We start from the raw sequence: 20,838 nt of genomic DNA on the forward strand, positions 1-20,838 counted from the left end.
TTACAGGAGGGAACAGACGATGAAGAAAATAGATCTGGGAGCAAATATGAAGACTTATATCGAGGGGACCTTTTGTTGGGCCGAGCTGGGCAGCGGTGATCCGGCGGCATCCACTGCATTTTATACGGCGTTATTTCCCTGGACCACGCAAATTACAACGATGGAGGATGGGCGCAGCTATACGGTAATCCAATCGCAAGAACAAGATGTGGCTGCTATGTATTCCTTGGAAGAAGCCAATCAGCCCTCCTTCTGGGGATGTTACATTGCCGTTCAGGATGTAGGCATCTCAGCGGAACGGGCTAAATCACTCGGAGCGGAAATGCTCATTCCCCCAAGACGCATAGCCGATAAGGGTAGCATGTGTGCGTTCCGCGATCCTACCGGAGCCATGGTTGCTTTGTGGGAAGCGGGAGAGCACCCAGGCTCGGGTGTTCTGCATGAACCTTACAGTATGGACTGGCATGAGTTGTATACAACAGATCTGGACGCAGCCGCTCATTTTTATATGGAACTGCTGGGTTGGTCGATGGAGGAAGTGCCTGCTCCCTCAGGGCGTTATCTCCAGTTCAAAGCAGGTCCAGACTACGCAGCAGGCATGAAGTCTATTCCCAGTACCATGGGTGACATGAGGAGCGGCTGGGGACTTTATTTCAAAGTACCCCGGTGCGAGGAAGCCGTTCAGCATGCGGTTGCCTTGGGAGCTACTGTAGTTATTCCTCCAACCTCTGTGCCGGGTGTCGGGAAATTTGCCACTTTGCAGGATCCGCAGGGAGCTTTCTTCTCCATACAGCATGGGTTCTAGAGCAAGATTCGTCCGGGATAGCTCTGAGCAACTTGGGGCTGTCCCGAATATTCTAATGAATAGTGAGGTAGTGACAAGATGAGCTATTTGCAGATTACTAAAGAAAATATAAGACAAGAACATATCTGCTGCGCCTTGGGGGCTAAGCAATATGAACAAGCCGTTTCGGACAAAAAGCAGTGGCTGAGCGAACGGATGGAGGAAGGACTGGTTTTTTACCGGCTGAATGACCGGGCGAAGGTTTTTATTGAATATTTGCCAGCTGAGAACGCCTGGATACCGCTTCATGCTCCTAACTATATGTACATTAACTGCCTATGGGTGTCCGGCCGACACAAGGATAACGGTCATTCCAAGCAATTGCTGGCTAAATGCAAGGCAGATGCCCAAGCCCTGGGCATGGACGGTATCGTGCATATTGTGAGCAAGAAGAAAATGCCATATTTGAGCGACAAACGTTTTTTTGAGCATATGGGATTTCAAATCGCCGATGAAGCGGCCCCGTATTTCGAGTTGGCCGTGCTTAAATGGAACGATGAAGCAGAAGAACCGTCTTTTGCAACTGCCGTGAAGTCTTCACCGGCCACAGAAGATGGAATTTGTATTTATTACACGCCACAATGCCCCTTTGCCGTTGGAATATTGGAGGATTTGCGGACAGTAGCGAAGAAGAGAGGCATACCGTTTACTGCCCAACTCCTTACTACCAAGGAAGCAGCCCAAGCCGCCCCCTCGGTATGGACAACCTTCAGCCTGTTCGTAGACGGCAAGTTTATCACCCATGAAATTATGAGTCCCAACAAGTTTGCGAAGCTGCTCGACAGCGTTAAATAAGTAGAAACGGCTTCGCCGCCCTCTGTAAGAGGCGGTGTCCGCTTCAGCGAGAAATAGAAGGATAAAGGATCGCGGATAACATATACTTTCTTATATTTTAAAATAGATGCAGGGAGGAAGAACCTTGAATTTAGCTTATCTTGCCGCCTCCGAGGTGATCCGGCTGCTTGAACAGGGCGAGGTTAATTCCAGGCAGCTGTTGGATTATTATTATGGCCGGATTGACCTTGTGAATGAACAACTTAATGCTGTGGTACAGCAGCAGCGGGAAACCGCCTACGCTCAGGCGGATCAGGCGGACCGGGATAGAGCGGAAGGCATAAAGTATGGACCATTGCATGGTCTGCCCCTTACGGTAAAGGAGTCTTTTAATGTTAGCGGGATGCTTACAACCTCCGGGGCTCCGCACCTAAAACATAACAGGGCTACAGAACATGCGGCCTCGGTGCAGCGTCTGGTTCAAGCCGGAGCCATTATCCTGGGTAAGACCAACGTGCCGACGATGACTTCAGATTGGCAGACGTATAACGACCTCTACGGAACGACCAATAACCCCTGGGACATAAGCTTGACGCCAGGCGGTTCGTCCGGAGGCAGTGCCGCCGCTGTGGCTGCAGACTGCACGCCAGTAGAATTCGGCAGCGATCTGATCGGCTGTCTGCGGATTCCAGCGCATTATACCGGTGTATATGCCCACCGTTGCAGTCTAGGTATGCTGTCACTTAAAGGACATGTACCCGGCAACCCTCCCGGTGATCCAAGCGAACCCGATTTGTCGGCAGCCGGACCCATGGCCAGAAGTGCCGGAGATCTGCGGTTGATGATGGATGTACTATATGATCCCTGGGTAGAAGTGCCTGTTGCTCCTGATTTCCGTAAAAACACCCTAAAGGAGCAGCCAAAAATTAAAGTGCTTACCTGGTTTGAAGCACCGGGGCATGAATTGGATGATCGGATCAAACGAAGATATGCCGATTTCACAGAAGCTTTGTCCGGCATGGAGGGTATGGAGGTTTCTCATGGAATGCCTGCAGAAATCCAGATGGATGATTTATTCGAACTAGCCATGAAGCTGTCCGGACGGCTTGTGGGCACCTCATTAAATTCCAGGCAGCGGCTTACTGCAAGTCTGGCTTCCCTCGGCCTGCGGGCATCCCGCTTGGTGACGAAGGCGTTCCCCGAAGGACTTGATGAGTACTACCGGGCGATGAATCAGAGTGAAGTGGAACAAGAGGAGACAGACCGTCTGCGACAGGAATACAACCGGGTGATTACTTCATTGCTTCAGGAATATGACGTTCTGCTGCTGCCAATCAGTCCAGTATTGGCTATTCCCCATATGCAGCAAGCGGTACATAGAAGGATTCTTGAAGTGAATGGACGAGCGACCGGTTATAATGAGCATTTAATCTGGAACATACTTGCCACAGTCTTTGGGCTGCCAGCCACAATTCTACCTCTACCATGCGCTAACGCTGAATTGCCTTGTGGAATTCAGATTATCAGCGGGCATTTCAAGGATCATATCAGCATCGACTTTGCTGAAGTGTGCGAGCCGCTGACAGGCGGATTCCAAATTCCTCCTGGCTATTTATAAGCATCGTCAGTTACTGGAATACGAAATAGGAAATTATATTATAAAGGTGTTTCTTTTTCAATAGTATTCCATAAAAAGATGAATTCTGCATTCTGCAGGAATCATCTTTTTTGCGTTAATAAAATTCCCGAATAAAGGAATGTCTACACATAAATGAAGTAACAAACCGGAGGTTTTTGATGATACTAAAGATAGCGGGAAATCAAAAAAGAACCTGAGCAGTTTAACAGGTTCTTGAATATTGCATATAAACAGACACGATGATATAATCGGTTTGCGACTTTAACAACTTACGTTGACATAAATATCACATTCTACGTTTTAAATGTACCATGCCGGTAAACTCTTGTCAAATTTTTTTTCAATTTAATAGTTAGGAGAGATATTGAATGAGTTCTTTGGTTCTCGGTTTTCAGGAAGTGGACAATACGCAGCTTTTGCTCGTTGGCGGAAAAGGGTTAAATTTAGGGAAGTTATCAAAAATTGAAGGCATACAAGTACCGGAAGGATTTTGTGTTACAACAGCGGGATATCCAAAAGCCATCGAGTCAAACGAAACGTATCATGTCTTGTTGGATCGACTAACCATGCTGAAAGCAGAAGATCGGGATCAAATTGGTGAAATCAGCAGGAAGATTCGACAAATCATTAAGGATGCAGAAATCCCTTCCGATGTGGTGAATGCAGTTACTCACAATCTCTCCCGGCTTGGTGTTGAGCATGCATATGCAGTGCGTTCTAGTGCAACTGCCGAAGATTTACCACATGCCTCTTTTGCTGGTCAACAAGACACCTATTTAAATATCATCGGCAAAGAAGAAATTCTGCAGCATATCAGTAAATGTTGGGCTTCGTTATTTACCGATCGCGCGGTAATCTACCGTATGCAAAACGGATTTGACCACAGACAGGTTTATTTATCCGTTATCGTTCAAAGGATGGTTTTGCCACAGGCTTCAGGGATTCTATTTACTGCTGATCCGATTACATCTAACCGGAAGCTGCTATCCATCGATGCCAGTTTTGGACTTGGAGAAGCACTGGTCTCTGGCTTGGTCTCTGCCGATTGTTATAAGGTACAGGATGAGGAAATCGTCGATAAGAGGATAGCAACCAAAAAATTGGCGATCTATGGACTAAAAGAAGGCGGAACAGAGACTCAGCAGATCGATCCTAATCAGCAAAAGGCTCAAACACTTACTGAACAACAAATTTTACAACTGGCACGCATCGGAAGACAGATCGAAGCTTATTTTGGTTGCCCACAAGATATCGAATGGTGTTTGGCCCATGATACCTTTTATATTGTCCAGAGTCGGCCAATCACTACTTTATACCCGATCCCTGAAGCGAATGATCAAGAGAATCACGTTTATGTATCTGTCGGTCACCAACAAATGATGACTGACCCCATGAAACCTCTAGGATTGTCTTTTTACCTCTTAATTACTCCTGCACCCATGCGTAGAGCTGGTGGGAGGTTGTTTGTTGATGTTACAGCTATGCTGGCTTCACCTTCCGGCAGGGAAACTTTAGTCAATGTCCTGGGAAAATCCGATCCGCTCATAAGAGACGCATTCATAACCATCATTGAGCGCGAAGATTTTATCAAATCGTCACCAGATGGTGAAAAAGAACCGGGTCCCGCTAAAAGCAATAAAAGGATCTCGCCTGCGGATTATCAAACACAAATCGAATACGATCCGACAATAGTTCCTGCTTTGATTAAGCGCAGTGAAACATCGATTAACGAGTTAAAGCATAACATCCAAACGAAATCAGGATTAGGTTTATTTGATTTTATTCTGGAAGATATCCAGGAATTAAAGAAGGTTGTATCTGACCCACAAAGTTTTGGTGTAATTATGACTGCTATGAACGCTTCATCATGGATCAACGAAAAAATGAAGGCGTGGTTAGGTGAAAAAAATGTAGCGGATACGCTTTCTCAATCTGTGCCAAACAATATCACTTCGGAAATGGGTCTGGCGCTATTGGATGTCGCAGATGTGATTCGTCCTTATCCGGAAGTCATTGATTATTTACAACATGTAAAAGATGATAACTTTTTGGATGAACTGGTTAAGTTTGATGGTGGAAATGAAACCCGGGACGCTATCTATGCTTATCTCAACAAATATGGAATGCGGTGTGCCGGTGAAATCGATATTACTAGAACCCGGTGGAGCGAAAAACCAACTACACTTGTCCCCATGATTCTAAATAATATCAAAAGCTTTGAATTTAACGCGAGTCATCGGAAATTTGAGCAAGGGCGACAGGAAGCTTTGAAAAAAGAACAAGAGTTATTGGATCGATTGAAGCAATTACCGGATGGTGAACAAAAAGCCCAAGAAACAAAACGAATGATCGACCTGATCCGGAATTTCGCCGGTTATCGTGAATATCCTAAATACGCCATAGTTAGTCGCTACTTCGTTTATAAGCAGGCTTTACTGAAAGAAGCCGAACAACTCGTACAAGCGGGCGTTATTCATGAAAAAGAAGATATTTACTACCTCACTTTTGAAGAATTTCACGAAGCCGTACGCACAAATAAACTGGATTACCAAATGATCAGCAAACGAAAAGACGAGTACAAATTTTTTGATAAACTAACTCCACCACGTGTTTTCACATCTGATGGTGAAATCATTGCAGGTAAGTACAAACGAGAAAATCTCCCAGTCGAAGCTATTGTAGGTCTACCTGTTTCTTCCGGAGTGATAGAGGGACGAGCACGTGTCATCTTAAACATGGAAGATGCTGATCTGGAGGATGGAGATATATTAGTCACCGCATTTACCGACCCAGGCTGGACAGCATTGTTTGTATCCATCAAAGGCCTGGTCACCGAAGTTGGCGGACTGATGACCCATGGAGCAGTTATCGCACGTGAATATGGCTTGCCGGCAGTTGTCGGAGTAGAAAATGCTACCAAGCTGATCAAAGATGGGCAACGAATTCGCGTGAATGGAACAGAAGGGTATATCGAAATATTGTAGTCGCGAAATCGGTGGACGATGCGTCTGCTTTTTCCTATCCGATTATTTCCCTTCCATTTATCAGCTCGGCATTTGTGCCTACCGAATCGATGCCGCCAGTCGTTCGCGCCTTTGCTGAGAACCAACCAGTTACTTCTATTGTAGAGGCGGTTCGCTCCCTCCTGATGGGGCAGCCTGTCGGCAATGATATTTGGGTAGCCATCACATGGTGCATAGCTATTCTAGTTGTTGCCTATCTGTTTGCGATGCGCACTTACAAGCATAAAGTCAATCGCTGATTTTTAGATTGAGCCGAAATTACTTTCCACATCTTCTGCGGTGACTCGTTGTACAAGGTTGCATTTCGACAATGCTGGCCATATATAATAAACTCCGAGAACGGCCCTGTGGGGCCGCTTCTTTAGGTTGACATCATTGCCAATCTGTATTAATAATAGTAGTACAGTTAATACACCCAGGTGCCGTCAGAATGCAGCACAGGAAAGGAGGACTGTCATGTTCGAGTTGGATGTCCGCAGCCGCAAGCCGATTTACGAGCAGTTGACCGATAAGGTCAAGGAACTGATCATGCATGGAATTCTGCAGGCGGATGAGCAGCTTCCGTCGGTAAGAATCTTGTCCTCACAGCTTACAGTGAACCCCAATACGATTCAAAAAGCCTACCGGGAGCTGGAACGTGAGGGCTATATCTATTCCTTGCAAGGCAAAGGGAGTTTTGTCGCGCCATTGCAGCAAGGGCAGAACGAGAGCAAGAAAGCCGGGCTTCGGGAGGAGCTGCTGCGCTTGATGGCGGAAGCTGTATACCTCGGATTTACCGAAAGTGAAGTAGGGGCACTGTACCGTCAGGTGCTGGAGCAAAGAGAGAGAGGGGAGCAATCATGATTGAGATTCGCCGGGTCAGCAAGAGCTTTCAGGGGGAAAAGGCTGTGGATGGCCTGTCGCTGACTGTACATAAAGGGGCCATTTATGGCCTGCTGGGTTCCAATGGTGCGGGGAAAACCACACTGCTGAAGACACTCGCCGGTATCTATCGGCCGGAGGAGGGGACGGTCAAGATTGGCGGCCAGCCTGTGTTTGAGAGCACGCAGGTGAAGCAGAGGGTCATCTTTATGCCGGACAGCCCATACTTCTTCCCGCAGGCTTCACTCAAAAGTATGGCTGCGTACTACCGATCAATCTATCCGGGGTGGAGTGATAAGCGCTATAAGGAGCTGGGCTCGGCGTTTCGCCTGGATACGGGGCGGAAGCTCAGCCGCTTCTCGAAGGGGATGCAGCGCCAGGCGGCATTCTGGCTTGCGCTTAGCTGCACGCCGGATGTGCTTATTATGGATGAGCCGATTGACGGGCTGGACCCGGTGATGCGCCGCCAGATCAAGAACCTGCTGTTCCAGGAGGTGGCGCAGCGGGAGCTGACCGTGCTGATCTCCTCGCATAATCTGCGGGAGATTGAGGATCTGTGCGATCATGTGGGCATTATGCACGATGGCCGGATGCTGGTTGAGAAGGATCTTGATGATCTCAAGGCGGACACGCACAAGGTTCAGGTGGCTTTCCGCGATGAGCGTCATGCTTCGGCACTGGAGTCCAAGCTGCAGATTCTTCACCAGGAGCACAGGGGCAGTGTGAACCTGTATATCGTAAAGGGCGACCGGGAGCGGATTTCGCAAGCTGTTCATGTCTATGAGCCGTATGTGTTCGACCTGCTTCCCTTGACGCTGGAAGAAATCTTTATTTATGAAATGGGGGATGCCGGTTATGACGCGCAGCCGATACTTCTTTAACAGCAGCGTTATCCGCCAGAATATGCGCCAGCACGGGTGGATCGGAATCATGTATACACTGGGGCTGTTGTTCTCGCTTCCGCTGCAGCTGTTCACGGGCAGTTATCCGGATGCAGAACCGCAAAAGATAGATTCGCTGTTCCGCGTAGGCGGAAATATACAGATGCTGTTCGTCCTCTCGTTGCCGGTAGCTGCAGGGCTGTTCCTGTTCCGCTATCTGCAGTCCAAAACGGCTTCCGATCTGTGGCACAGTCTTCCGCTGCGCCGGGAGCATCTGCTTACTGCCCATCTGGCGAGCGGACTCGGGCTGCTGCTGCTTCCGGTCTGGCTGACAGCGGCGGTTACTGCAATCGTAACTCCACTAGAGGGCAATATGTACATTTATTCCGGTGCGGATATTTGGAATTGGTGCCTGACTGTCAGTGTTGTTACGCTGTTCCTTTTTGTCTTCAGCGTCTTTGTCGGCATCTGCACAGGACAAACGATACTCCAGGGAATCATCACTTATATTCTGCTGATCCTTCCTGTGGCACTGATTCAACTGGTCAATTCTCATTTAAGCATGTATCTGTTCGGCTACCCGAGATGGTCGGGATTAAGCAATAGTCTATATGCCTGGTCGCCGTTACTGCGTCTGGTCACTTATACCAATGACACTTTCAGTGCAGTGGAGATGTGGACTTATGCTGCGCTGTCCGTTTTGTTTCTCGCCTTGTCCTTTGTGCTGTACCGTAAGCGCAGTGTGGAGAAATCCGGACAGGCCATCGCCTTCACCTATTTCAATCCGCTATTCAAAGCAGGTGTTATGCTCTGCGCCATGCTGCTCTTTGGAGCCTATTTCTCCGAGGTTAAATCTCGTCAGCTGAACTGGACGATCTTCGGCTACGTGGCCGGGGCACTGCTAGGCTATATCGCAGCGGAGATGCTAGTCCGCAAAACCTGGCAGATTATGACCCGTAGAGTGCCGCTGGAATTCGCGGTGTATGGAATCCTGCTGGGTTTGCTGATTTACATTCCGGTGTCCGGATTAACCGGCTACGAGAGCCGGGTGCCGGCAGGAGACCGCATTACAGGGGTATATGCCGGCAATAATTATTCGATGTATGCCTCTGATCCATACAACGGCTATTCTTCCGGCAGGGCCTCGTCCGGCAAGAAGGTGCCCATGTCCGGGGATCAACAATACATCGAGGCGGTACGCAAGCTGCATCAGGCACTGGTTACTGTACGCCCGGGGGATGTCCCGGCCTCTTCCACGGTTGCAGGCTATAACCGTGGAAGCAGAATGTTCACTATAGCCTACCAGTTGGATAACGGGCGGAAGGTGCTGCGCCAGTACTGGGTTCCTGCTCTTGGCTTCGAACCCGAGATGAAGACTGTCATGGAGAATACGGATTTCAAGCGTTGGGAATATAGTCTCCATGGACTGGACGAAGGGCTTGAGAGCTTCAGATTAACCATCAGGGATCGGTCAGTCAGCATCTCGGAGCCGGAGGATGTCCAGGAATTCAAGAATATCCTGACCCGGGAAATTCTGAATATGTCTTATGAGGACCAGAGTAAAGGTCAATTGGCGAGGACATATATCCAGCCTGTCAATAACCCTATTGATGAACAGGTTGACGGTAACACCGGGCTGCACTACCGTATATACAGTTACAGTTGGTTTTCTTCTTATAAGGAATTGGGCAGCTGGCTGGAGCAGAAGGGATTCACTGAAAAGATTGGCATTCGTGCCGCAGATGTGAAGTCGGCTGAAATTATTAAAGATGACTATAAGGGGAAGCTCTCTCCTAAGGATATTAACAATATTGAGCAGCATATGGCTCTGGCCCGTCAGCAGAAGCTTTCGTCCGTTACCCAGGACAAGGCGCTGATTACTTATATTCTGCAACATCAGCTTGACTATACAGGTGAAAACGGAATGTACGTTGTTAAGCTGGAATATAAGAACGGAGAAGTCCAGCATATCTCGCTAGACGAGCAAGAGCTGACATCAGCCCTGAAGTCACTGCTCCCGTAGCCGTATGCGATTATCACGAGCCGCCTAATGTACAGTGTACGATGCGCGGGAAGCAACATGCATTGGGATGTTGTTGAAGGACGAGAACATATAAGCATGAGAAGTCGCATTAGCGGCTTTTTTTGTTTTGACGATATAGTTCTTGTCCCAAGTCAAGGGCAAGAACTTATATCGTTAGCCGAAAAGGGAACCTACTTGCATATCTTAAGCTAATTCGCTTTACATAAATGCACCAGTAATAGTTTGAGAAAAAAGAGAGCAAGTTCTAAGATGAAGACATTCATGCCGACACGTATAGCTATTGATTTTCCAGAGAATCTTGAATTAAAGAATTACGCTAATTCCTATGTTAGGTATGGTTTTAGATCAATTCATTTGTAATGGGTTGATCTTTTCATGTCCAAATGGAGGGAATCGGCAAGGGATCAAGTTCTTGTCTTACAAGGGACTATGTTCATGAGACACTTACCGCATAATTTCGGAAATTTCGGGTAAATTATAGCGCAAACTTATTAAGCGAATATCCAAATGGAAAAGGAGTTAGAAAAAAGATGGATAATCTAAAGATTTGCACTCAAGTATTTGAATCCCTTCCCAACGATTTACATAATAATGGTGTTGATATCGTGAGAGAAGCTGCGGTAATAAAGAGTAGGCGTTGGTTAAATGGAAGTACGATCAGTGTTTATTTTATGGATGGGGATCCATTAGTTCATGAGAAGGTTAGAAAGTATGCTCTTGAATGGACTGAGTACGCTAATATTATTTTTGATTTTGTTTCTGATCCCACCAATTCTGAAATTCGAATTTCATTCGAAGGAACGTCATCTAATTCAAAAGTAGGAACTGATTGTCTTTCAGTTGCAAAGGACAAACCAACAATGCATTTTGGGTGGCTCGAGCCAGATTCTAGCGATGATGAATTCTCAAGGGTTGTTCTTCACGAATTTGGACATGCACTTGGGCTAATCCACGAACATCAAAGTCCAGAGGGGAATGTGCCATGGGATGAACCAGCTGTATACCGATATTACTTAGAAAATGATGGGTGGGATAGAGATACCACATTTATGAACGTTTTGAAAAGATATAGTCATTCTGAAACAAATTATACTGAATTCGATAAAAACTCTATAATGATATATAAAATCCCCGACTCGCATACAAGAGGAGATTACAAAGTAGACTGGAATTCAAAATTATCACAAAAAGACAAAGAATTCATCGGGAAAATTTATCCCAAAGTGATCTTCAATGTAATTGGGGATCGGATACACCCCACGGAAAAATTAAGACCAGGAGACATACTCCAATCAGAAAACACGAAATTTTCCCTAGTTCTTCAAGGTGATGGTAATCTGGTTCTATATCCAACTGGTTCTATCAATGCACTATGGTCAAGTAGAACATATGGCAAAAATGTTGATTGGGCCGTACTTCAAGAGGATGGGAACTTTGTGATTTATGGAGAGCACAGTGCGTTATGGGCAACAAATACATTTGGTAATACGGCCGCTTGGTTAGTCGTACAAGATGATGGTAATGTTGTAATATATGCTCCAAATGGAGGGGTACTTTGGGCAACTAACACAATGCAACATTAACAATGAACGCGAATAATAGTAAAATTTAACATCGGGCAGCCACAAGAAGTATGATCGAACTGGTTTGTGTCTGTCTTTTATCTCTCTCGCAAATGCATAAACCCCAGCTGTAGTGATTCGATTCCCCGAACCTGGTGCCAGTATATATAACGATATCTGTCCCTTATTTCTAAAGCTTCTTTTGCCCGCAAGCATCTTGTTAGAGGGAACGCGGAGTGCGGGGAAACTCGCACGCTCCGCGTGGAGCAGGGGAAAAGCTGGAGATCGTATCAAAGGCTTACCTATTGCTACCGTTAGTTGAATAAGCAATTAAGAAAATAAGCTATTTGACATATTATCCATGACCAATATGTTCAAATGGCTTATTTTATTGATTCTTTTGAAATTAGCTCTTGATAAACTCGGAAAATAAAGTTGTAGACTGGCACGCCGGATCGAGTTCACGCTCCTGGTGTTTCCGCATGCAGCCGGCGGCGGTCGGATTGAGCAGTCTAACACTTATTTTTCATTTGCTGTCGGATTTTTCGTTTCCACCCCCCCTAAAATCAACGATTTTGGACAGATGCATAAACAAGCATGCAAATAGTGATAATCCTCACATATTTTTATGGTAAATTACGGAACAATATCATTAGACAACACAATATATTTTGGTTTAGATGGAATTTAAAGTCATGTATTATTTTATGTTTGACGAGAGGAGGAATGATTTTTTGGAATTGGATCTTAGAGGGATCAACGTTGATTCATTAATTCAAATGCTCAAGGCTTCTTTTACTCTAGAAAATTGGGACGGCATCCTCTTGATTGCTGATAAATTATATACCGAGATTGACTCACTTTACACCGCTAATCAGCGTGAGAGAGCAGACGGTCGAAAAGTAAGGTCTCTCAATCTGCAGCGACCTATTGTCTATTACTTTGGCTATAGCATGTGTTTGAAGGGGATCGCTCTGCAGAAGATAGGACGGTATGAAGAGGCACGTGCCTGCATCGACAAATATTCGGAGCTCGGCTGGATCAATGAAATAGACGCTGAGGGAATGGCCGAGGTTGAATATTATCGGGAGATTGCTGCAGCGAACCGATACGTTATTGACTTGAACAAGGGTAACACCGCAATACTTCCAGCTTACATACGTTTCTTGCAGGACAACGAGGAAGAGATACTGCCAGGATTGATTCATATCCTGGAATCAGCTATCAAATTCAAGTATAACGTCGATGAGGTTTTGTCTGATTTCCAAGAAAAGATTACATCCATGAGAGAGTATTACGAAAAGGAACGAAACATTCGCTATTATGTCGATTATATATACCTAGAGGCGAAGTACTATTCCATAAATGGTAAGCAATATGATGCCATAAACAAATTACTTACATCTTTAGCATCAAGCATTAAACTTAGAGATGACACAGGGTTCAGGAAATCTGCTGTTCTGTTTGAGTTGCTCCGTGATCAATCAAATTCCATTCAGCTAAATGAGTACAAGCAGTTAATGAAGCAAATACTTGATTAGAGGAGGATTCAAAATGAAAAAGGTATTCATGCTCATGATGGTTGTGATTTCTCTCGTCGGTTTCAATGCCGCAATAGTAAATGCTCAAGAAACCTCTGTCGGTACAAAAGCAATAATTGTACCTCTAAGACATGGTGTGGATCATTAAAAATGTATACAGTGTGTGCCTTTGCAATCTGCAGAGGCTTTTTTTGTTCATTGATACTTAATAACTTGAGGTGTCCGAAAGCAGAGTTAGGGCAAACGCGGAGAGATGAAGTCGAGTATGTTTTTACGAACTACGTACCTGAAAGTAAGGAACAATTGACCTTTTTCTAAAGGTTCATTTCCCTATAGGGAGCGAACGTACAGGAGCGTTATGTAACCATAAGAGGGGTGCAAATGAATATTATCCTTTTTATTTTAGAAAATTCTACATTGAATACCACTTTTCGCGGAAATCGTTGGTGGTGGTTAACGACCACATTGTCCAAGTGTTGATCAGGTGTGAACTCTTGGAAGCGAAGAATGACCTTCTAAAAAAGGTTGATCTTGTTGAAGATCAGCTTTTTTTGTTATTTTTAAGAGGGAATGGGTACAAGTTCTTGTCCCGAGTCGAAGACAAGAACTTGTACCTATTGCCGTAAAGGACAAGACATGGTGTCATTACCGATTTGATATTCATCTATATAGGTGCGTGAAAGATAATAATGATGCCTAAAGCGACTTGTTTAACTATCCTAACTGCAAAAATTGTCTTAGATGACTATCTATAACGAGTGAATCCGGTTCGTTTGCTCCGATTCCAAAGCAGTGTCCCCACTTGGATTCTATGGGTCGAAAAACAGCATTCGGCATATGTTGAACATCATACGCACTGTCCTCTGGAGTGAAGAACAAATCACTTGACCCCGGCATAACGAGTGCAGGAGAGGTGATTTTACTTAATGCCTGTTCGAAGTTGCAGCCATCCACGGGATTATCGCTAATGTCCCCATGTATTCCTGTACGCAACATGGCAATCAAGTCATTAGCATCAAAGGACAAAAATACCTGATCCCAGTAATCTTCTACATAAGATTTCAAGGAATTGTATCCTTCAGATTGATACAAATTCTCCAAATAGTACGCCTGCGAAAAACCCCATGGTGCATAGGCTCTTCCCATCGCTGCGAGACCGATAACCGGTGGACGCTCGTACCTTCCTTTTTTAAAATTCGTATCCGCCTGTAACGCTGCGATCATACCTTCGAATACCAGCTGCGCATGCGGTCTGGTTTTTGCCGTTCCGCCGAATGGTGCAATACGTTCGACCATTTCAGGATAACTCGTTCCCCATTGAAAAACTTGCATGGCTCCCAGAGACCAACCCACAACTAGTTTGATTTTGGTGATACCGAATTTTTGAGTGATTAGTTGATGTTGAAAACGTACATTGTCATACATAGAGATGAGAGGAAAATTGGCCTTATCAAAAGGAGCGGGAGTATTGCTAGGAGAGGACGATAATCCGTTACCCAACATATTGGGCACAATGATAAAATATCGATTGGGATCTAGTGCCTTGTTCTCTCCAATTAACCATTCATTATCTGTGTGAAGACCAGCAAACCAAGTCGGATATACAATAACATTGTTCTTTGCGGCATTCAAGGTTCCGTAGGTCTTATAAGCAATAAATGCTTGAGGGAGTTGCTGACCCGATTGAAGCAATATATCTCCAAGGGGATATGTTTCATAATCGTTCATTGATGGATGCTCCTTCACAATAAAATTAGTAATCACTTGTTTTCACTCTACAATACACATATCATCAAATCAACGAAACGTTTTTGAATATTACATTCAATTATTTTGAACGAAGAAGGTGCTAGATTAATGGAAATACGCCAACTTAAAACGTTTTGTACTCTTGCTTCTACATGCAGCTTTAGTCGAACTGCTGAACTATTGAGCTATGTACCATCTACCATAACCATGCAAATCAAATCCTTGGAAGAAGAGCTGGGCGTGAAATTGCTAGATCGATTAGGCAAGAATGTCGTGTTAACGGATGCCGGCCAACAATTTTTGCCGTATGCCACTAAAATTTTAAACGATGTAGAAGAAGCGAAGTGCGTATCTAGTCAGCACGGAGAAACGACGGGAACCGTTATTATAGGGGCAGACGAAGTTCTTTGCGCATACCTTCTTCCCTCCTTGTTTAGACGTTTTCGTGAAGACTTTCCAGGCGTTCGTCTTTTGTTTCGTCCCTTGTCCGGCCAAGAGCTTAGACATAGTCTAAGAGAAGGGCTTGCAGATGTCATTTTTGTATTGGATGAATTCGTTGGAGCCAAAGACCTTCATTCAGAGTTTTTGAAAGATGAGCTATTTCGAATGGTGGTATCTCCGGATCATCTGCTGGCATCTCGTTCCTCATTGATTATTGATGACTTTCACAGACAGCATTTTTTGTTGACCGAAAAGAACTGTTCTTATCGCAGTCATTTTCACCAGTCCCTATTGAAAAAAGGCGCCGATGCTTTGACAGAACTGGAGTTTCATAGCGTAGAGGCAATTAAACAATGTGCTGTGGCTGGTCTTGGGATCGCCCTGTTGCCTGATATGGCCTTGAAGGAAGAGTTGAGAGAGGGGAGGCTGGTTGCTTTACCATGGGATTTATCTGATTTATCATTTTCGGCACAAATGCTCTGGCATCATGAGAAATGGATTTCTCCATCAATGGCGGCCTTCATTCATACAGCAAAGAGTGAGTTAAAAATAGAAGAAGTATCTGGCCCATAAGAGGAACAATTCCAAAGCAGTCATTGCGTCAACTGAAAGTGATACGAAAACCAATTGAACTCATTAGGGAAAATAAGAAAGCCTTCATTCTGATGAATGCAGTCTTTTACGGACTGTTCCTTCTCAGTATGCTTGTTACTTGTTTTTTCCCCGAGTTGCAGGTAAAGGCGATTGATAGTGCCAATCAACAACTTTCATCCCCTTGGCTGGAATCAACGGCGGTATCCGCTTATACTAGCGGCAATATATTATTGGCTAGTTTATTAACATTTCTTGTTAATTTAATACTTGGTACAATCCTGACTATGACAGGACCATCACTTGTTATACCATTTATCGGTCTCTTTATGGGGTTATATCGTGCAATTTTTTGGGGTATGGCGTTTGCACCGCTTGAATATCAAGCTATGTTGATTCCGCATTATCTGACATTACTAATTGAAGGGCAGGCCTACGTTTTTGTCATGCTCGCAATTTATCTACAAGGGAAATCATTTTTATTTCCTAAAAGCATCGGTATCAAATCTTGCTGGAGCGGGTATAAACACGGATTTATTCAGACCGCATGGCTCTATGTTCCGATAGTGGTTCTTTTGTTGGTCGGGGTATTTACGAAGCCTGGGAATTGATTGTACTCGCACCACTTCTTGAATAGTTTCAGTTAAGAAGGGATGAATATAATATAGGACAGACTCGGACGTTGTCTCCCTGCTGGTGGAGGATTTGTGTTCAACTATGCTAAAATGAGGGTAGCTCATGAGAGATTCTCCTTGTATGAATGTGCGGTGCAGGAACCTTCGTACTAGACGGATCGGGCCATGGGCCCTTTGTTTATTTATTTCCAGTAGGTGACCCATGGACAATGATATGTAGGAGGGAAACATGGCAAGAAGAAGATTACCGGCCGATGAATCTAAAGCATTCATTTTATCCAATGCCCATACATTATTTATAAAGAAGGGCTATAAAGGAACCACAATGGACGATCTATGTGAATTAACTCAATTAAGTAAAGGTAATATATATCATCACTTTAGAAATAAGGAGGATATTTTCCTTCAGCTTCTCGAAACTTATGTTGGGCGACTGTCGCTCAGATGGCTTAGTACTGAATATCAATCTCTGTCTCCATCCGAACAGCTTATAGCGCTGGCAGATCAGTTTGGAAGAGAATGTGAAAACCCTTTGCTTACGGTAGCTGAAGAATACTTTAAGATGCTAACAGATGATTCGTCCGCTTTATCGAAGGTATCAGAAAGTGTGGAGCTAATACCGAATGCCATAAAGGAAGCTGTGAAGAGAGGCATTGATCAGCAATCCTTCAAAGGAACGGATACCGAGTCATTGAGCTTTGCAGTATTGTCCATGTTAGTAGGCGCAACCCAGCTTTGCTTAGCCATGCCTGATTTAAGCAGTGATGAATATGCATCCGTACATGTAAATGCTATCCAACTTCTGTTATCAGGTATATCTACCGAATAACGCTTGGGATCGTTCAGCTCTAGAAAGTAAGTAAATATTATTCGCAATAAATGGAATAGGCGGCTGACGGAACCATGGGCCAACTTCTCGTACGGGACGACGGAATAGCAACCGCATCTTCTGAAGGGTGTCAGGTATTAGTGAGAACCGGAGCCAATCAAATCCGGATTTATGTGAAATAGAGCTGAAATGACATGGATTGGGCGTTCAAGCGGAAAGAAAACCTCCGCACTTGGGCGCTCTTTCTTTTGGGCTGGACGGTCTGGAAGCAGGAAGACGCGCTTATAGATCCCTCTTTAGCAATCTGTGTTCCCTTGTATTTTAATGGAAGTCTCTTTAATATAGTAATAAAGATAGCATAGTATTCATACCTATTTTGCTAAAAGGAGATTGTTCATGAAGCTGCTGCTGGAGGATTACGAGGTTATAAGGCGCTGGATCTACCACAATGCCCGCCCGCTGGATCTGGCGAGATGGAAGTTTCACTTTGAAAATGGCGGAATATCACCTGTGCTGGAATCTTTGACAGCTTATCAGAATGAAGATGGCGGTTTCGGCCATGCCTTGGAGGCGGATGCGTGGAATCCGAATTCCACCCCTATCCAGACGGCAACCGCTGTGGAGAGACTGCTGGAATTGGAATTTGAGGATGCTGAACATTCAATTGTGCAGGGCATCCTGAAATATCTGGACAGCGGTGTGGACATGGAAGACCGGACGTGGAACAATGTCGTAGCCTCCAACAACGATTATCCCCACGCACCCTGGTGGCATACGAGTTCGGACAGCACTGCACGCAGCTTCTATAACCCGACAGCAATATTGGCTGGGTTCATCCTGAAGTTTACTGCCAGGGATAGTGCATTATTTGAACGCGGAGTGGACATCGCACGGGGACTGGCGGAGTTTTTCCTGCGGGATCCGGAACTTGAAATGCACCCGCTGAAATGTGTTGCCACTCTGCTGAAATGCATCGCTTGGGCGGATCTGCAGGAGCAGTTCCCTTACTCTTCGCTGCAGGAGGCAGTCCAGGTGCAAAGCGCACGGCTGATTGCCCGGGATGCTGCAGAATGGAGCGGATACAGTTGCAGACCGTCCGCTTTTATTAAGTCACCGCAAAGCCCCGGATATGCAGATCAAGCAGGATTGATGCAGCAAGAGCTGGATTATCTGCTGGAGACCAGAAATCCCGAAGGGATCTGGAATCTGACCTGGAGCTGGGCGGGGTATGAGCGGGAGTATGCGATCAGCGAGAACTGGTGGAAGGCACATATCGCCATTGAGAATTTGCTGCTGCTGCAGGTCTTTGGGCGGTTAGCTACATAGGGAGAACGATTTAAGTGTTAAAAGCACAGCCAAGCCCAAGCCATGATAGAATACCGGGAGACGGTCGTGTGAGTGTGTCCCAGGCCAGGACGCTAACCTGGCGGCCGTTCGGATGCAAATACAGGGATTGAATATAATACGGAGCCGTTATACTCATGATGCCCAGGCAATTCGTACTGAAGTATGACAATAGGGGAAATGGAGATTATAGATATCTATTTAGAATACATTCACTGTTTGAATATCCGGATTTAAGTCAGCAGAGAGCATCATCAAGCAATATAATCTGAGCGCGTTCGCTTTGGACTGTGGTTAATGGATTGACAAAACACCGTGTCATCTTTATATTTAGAATGAACGTTCGATTTAACATTTCCTCAAGATTCTATAAGGGGGTGACTTTACATGTTTGAAGGATATAATAAAGTTCAAAAAACGGTTTTAGAAACAACACTGCAAATTATTATGAAAAAAGAGTTGCAGTCAACTTCAATGTCTCTAATTTCTAAAAAATCTGGCATATCAACGGGTAATATATATTATTATTTTAAGAGTAAAGAAGATATTATTAATGAGCTTTACAAGGCTGTTACGAAGGAATGCAGTGATTATGTGTTAAATAATTTCTATGATCCTACCTCCATTCAGGAACGTTTTTATCGTGCATGGGAGAATTTCATTAAGTTCTATAAAGAGCATCCAGATGCCTCTCAATTTATTCAAAGATATTCTTCGTCACCTTACATTTATCAATCAACTAAAGATGAAGTAACTAAGGATAGCTGGTGCGGGCCTTTGGAGATCCTTTATGCTGAAGCGATCAAGCAGAATTTTTTCACTGAATTTGATCCACACTTGATGGTTCAGTTGAACTACGGCTCGGTTGTTTTTTTCCTAAAAGAACATCTGAATGAAGAATTGAGCGATGATATGATTAAAGTATTGATTAGCTTTTGCTGGAAATCGGTATCCAAAGGAAAATAGCTTCAAATAACCGGTACTCGGACCGGTTACTTTTTTACACAACTTTAGAGTGAACGTTCGATTTAAATTTAGAAATTAGGAGGAAAATATGGAGAAATTCAGATCGCATAATGGTTTTGCACGATCATTTAAAGAGAACAAATTAACAATAGGATTGCAAATTCCAATAGAAAATTATTCAGAGATGCCTAAGATGGATTTGGAAGAGCAAATGAGACTCGCAAAAAAAGCAGAAGAGATGGAATTTGCCTCCTTGTGGGTTAGGGATTCGCCACTGCGTGATCCCTCATTTGGAGACGCTGGTCTAATTTATGATCCTTGGATATTTCTCGGATATTTGACAGCTCATACGCAAAGGATAGCATTAGGTACATCCAGTATTGTAACAACCTATCGACATCCGCTTCACTTGGCAAAGTCGGCAGCATCTATGGATAAAATGTCCCAAGAACGCTTTTTGTTTGGTGTTGCAACAGGTGATCGTCCTATTGAATTTCCTGCTTTTAAAGTGAATCGAGAAGAAAGAGCTGCGTTATTCAGAGAGACTATCGATGTCGTAAAAAAAGTTTGGAGAGAACCGTTCCCTAAAATTCAAACAATAAGAGTAGATATGAATTATGGAGATATTATTCCAAAACCAACATTATCAGATATCCCTGTCTTTGGTACAGGTTTTTCGGGCCAATCAATTGAGTGGCTAGCCAGAAATACGGATGGGTGGCTTTTCTATCCTCAAATTCCAGATCGTCAACGTGAACTAATTAAACAATGGCGTCTGACAGCAGGAGAATTTAAGCCTTTTATCCAACCATTTGGGATCGTTCTTTCTGAAGATCCGAATGAGGTACCACTTGCACTGTCACCATCGGGATTCAAAACAGGATATAAATTTTTGATTGAATATTTTTATTCTTTGCAAGAAGCCGGAATTAATCATGTTCCCCTGGCTCTGAAATTCGGCTACCGACCTGTAGAGGAAGTCATACAAGAGATAGGAGAGTTTGTGGTTCCACATTTTAAATGCACTCATGAAGAATAATTTATGAAAAGCATTGAAACTGTCACATTTGTTTGGGAGGTGATTGAAGTACACACATCTTGCAGCAACACATGT

At 44.5% G+C, this 20,838-nt stretch carries 17 protein-coding genes and 1 pseudogene; 17 read left to right on the forward strand and 1 reads right to left on the reverse strand.

All coding sequences use genetic code 11. The features are described from left to right. Positions 1 to 19 precede the first annotated feature (19 nt). The 11 genes and pseudogenes from B9T62_RS12990 to B9T62_RS41260 all read left to right on the forward strand — a co-directional run bounded on the left by B9T62_RS12990 (position 20) and on the right by B9T62_RS41260 (position 13,317). Positions 20 to 805 (forward strand): VOC family protein, encoded by a 786-nt coding sequence (locus tag B9T62_RS12990; RefSeq protein WP_087915635.1) that lies wholly within the window; start codon positions 20 to 22, stop codon positions 803 to 805. 78 nt (positions 806 to 883) lie between these two features. Then, the gene (locus B9T62_RS12995; protein ID WP_087915636.1) at positions 884 to 1,639 is read left to right on the forward strand and encodes a GNAT family N-acetyltransferase; all 756 of its coding nucleotides are present in this window, start codon (positions 884 to 886) and stop codon (positions 1,637 to 1,639) included. Between the two features lie 124 nt (positions 1,640 to 1,763). Further along, positions 1,764 to 3,236, forward strand: a complete 1,473-nt coding sequence (locus B9T62_RS13000; RefSeq protein ID WP_281257727.1) for an amidase family protein — start codon at positions 1,764 to 1,766, stop codon at positions 3,234 to 3,236. A gap of 389 nt (positions 3,237 to 3,625) precedes the next feature. Further along, positions 3,626 to 6,241: a phosphoenolpyruvate synthase gene (gene ppsA / locus B9T62_RS13005; protein ID WP_087915638.1), complete on the forward strand. Its 2,616-nt coding sequence runs from the start codon at positions 3,626 to 3,628 to the stop codon at positions 6,239 to 6,241. A 2-nt stretch (positions 6,242 to 6,243) separates the two neighbouring features. After that, positions 6,244 to 6,519, forward strand: a pseudogene (locus B9T62_RS40695) (ABC transporter permease); the annotation flags it as partial. Between the two features lie 217 nt (positions 6,520 to 6,736). Continuing rightward, positions 6,737 to 7,123 (forward strand): GntR family transcriptional regulator, encoded by a 387-nt coding sequence (locus tag B9T62_RS13015; RefSeq protein WP_087915639.1) that lies wholly within the window; start codon positions 6,737 to 6,739, stop codon positions 7,121 to 7,123. Continuing rightward, on the forward strand, positions 7,120 to 8,022 hold the full coding sequence (locus B9T62_RS13020; protein WP_087915640.1) for an ABC transporter ATP-binding protein: 903 nt from the start codon (positions 7,120 to 7,122) through the stop codon (positions 8,020 to 8,022). The genes B9T62_RS13015 and B9T62_RS13020 overlap by 4 nt, the downstream gene beginning before the upstream one ends. After that, a complete protein-coding gene (locus B9T62_RS13025; protein ID WP_087915641.1) occupies positions 7,997 to 10,045 on the forward strand; it encodes a hypothetical protein in 2,049 nt (682 codons plus the stop codon). The genes B9T62_RS13020 and B9T62_RS13025 overlap by 26 nt, the downstream gene beginning before the upstream one ends. Before the next feature lie 551 nt (positions 10,046 to 10,596). Then, positions 10,597 to 11,649, forward strand: coding sequence for a hypothetical protein (locus B9T62_RS13030; protein ID WP_087915642.1), 1,053 nt, complete (start codon positions 10,597 to 10,599; stop codon positions 11,647 to 11,649). 713 nt (positions 11,650 to 12,362) lie between these two features. Continuing rightward, on the forward strand, positions 12,363 to 13,169 hold the full coding sequence (locus B9T62_RS13035) for a DNA-binding protein (RefSeq protein ID WP_087915643.1): 807 nt from the start codon (positions 12,363 to 12,365) through the stop codon (positions 13,167 to 13,169). Positions 13,170 to 13,182: 13 nt separating this feature from the next. Next, positions 13,183 to 13,317: a hypothetical protein gene (locus tag B9T62_RS41260; RefSeq protein ID WP_281257728.1), complete on the forward strand. Its 135-nt coding sequence runs from the start codon at positions 13,183 to 13,185 to the stop codon at positions 13,315 to 13,317. 566 nt (positions 13,318 to 13,883) lie between these two features. Here the strand turns inward: B9T62_RS41260 and B9T62_RS13040 are convergent. Then, positions 13,884 to 14,897, reverse strand: coding sequence for an alpha/beta fold hydrolase (locus tag B9T62_RS13040; RefSeq protein WP_087915644.1), 1,014 nt, complete (start codon positions 14,895 to 14,897; stop codon positions 13,884 to 13,886). A gap of 129 nt (positions 14,898 to 15,026) precedes the next feature. Between B9T62_RS13040 and B9T62_RS13045 the strand changes: the two genes are divergently transcribed. From B9T62_RS13045 to B9T62_RS13070, 6 genes are all read left to right on the forward strand, one after another. Continuing rightward, entirely contained in the window at positions 15,027 to 15,932 is a 906-nt protein-coding gene (locus B9T62_RS13045; protein WP_087915645.1) for a LysR family transcriptional regulator, read from the forward strand. Between the two features lie 23 nt (positions 15,933 to 15,955). Continuing rightward, positions 15,956 to 16,561, forward strand: a complete 606-nt coding sequence (locus tag B9T62_RS13050) for a hypothetical protein (protein WP_087915646.1) — start codon at positions 15,956 to 15,958, stop codon at positions 16,559 to 16,561. Between the two features lie 253 nt (positions 16,562 to 16,814). Further along, entirely contained in the window at positions 16,815 to 17,414 is a 600-nt protein-coding gene (locus tag B9T62_RS13055) for a TetR/AcrR family transcriptional regulator (RefSeq protein WP_087915647.1), read from the forward strand. A gap of 396 nt (positions 17,415 to 17,810) precedes the next feature. Then, the gene (locus tag B9T62_RS13060; RefSeq protein ID WP_087915648.1) at positions 17,811 to 18,740 is read left to right on the forward strand and encodes a hypothetical protein; all 930 of its coding nucleotides are present in this window, start codon (positions 17,811 to 17,813) and stop codon (positions 18,738 to 18,740) included. Between the two features lie 405 nt (positions 18,741 to 19,145). Continuing rightward, the gene (locus B9T62_RS13065; RefSeq protein WP_087915649.1) at positions 19,146 to 19,724 is read left to right on the forward strand and encodes a TetR/AcrR family transcriptional regulator; all 579 of its coding nucleotides are present in this window, start codon (positions 19,146 to 19,148) and stop codon (positions 19,722 to 19,724) included. Between the two features lie 88 nt (positions 19,725 to 19,812). Next, the gene (locus tag B9T62_RS13070) at positions 19,813 to 20,763 is read left to right on the forward strand and encodes an LLM class oxidoreductase (protein WP_087915650.1); all 951 of its coding nucleotides are present in this window, start codon (positions 19,813 to 19,815) and stop codon (positions 20,761 to 20,763) included. Positions 20,764 to 20,838: the final 75 nt, after the last annotated feature.

Origin of the sequence: Paenibacillus donghaensis (genome assembly GCF_002192415.1) — a bacterium.
GTDB lineage: Bacteria > Bacillota > Bacilli > Paenibacillales > Paenibacillaceae > Paenibacillus_AQ > Paenibacillus_AQ donghaensis.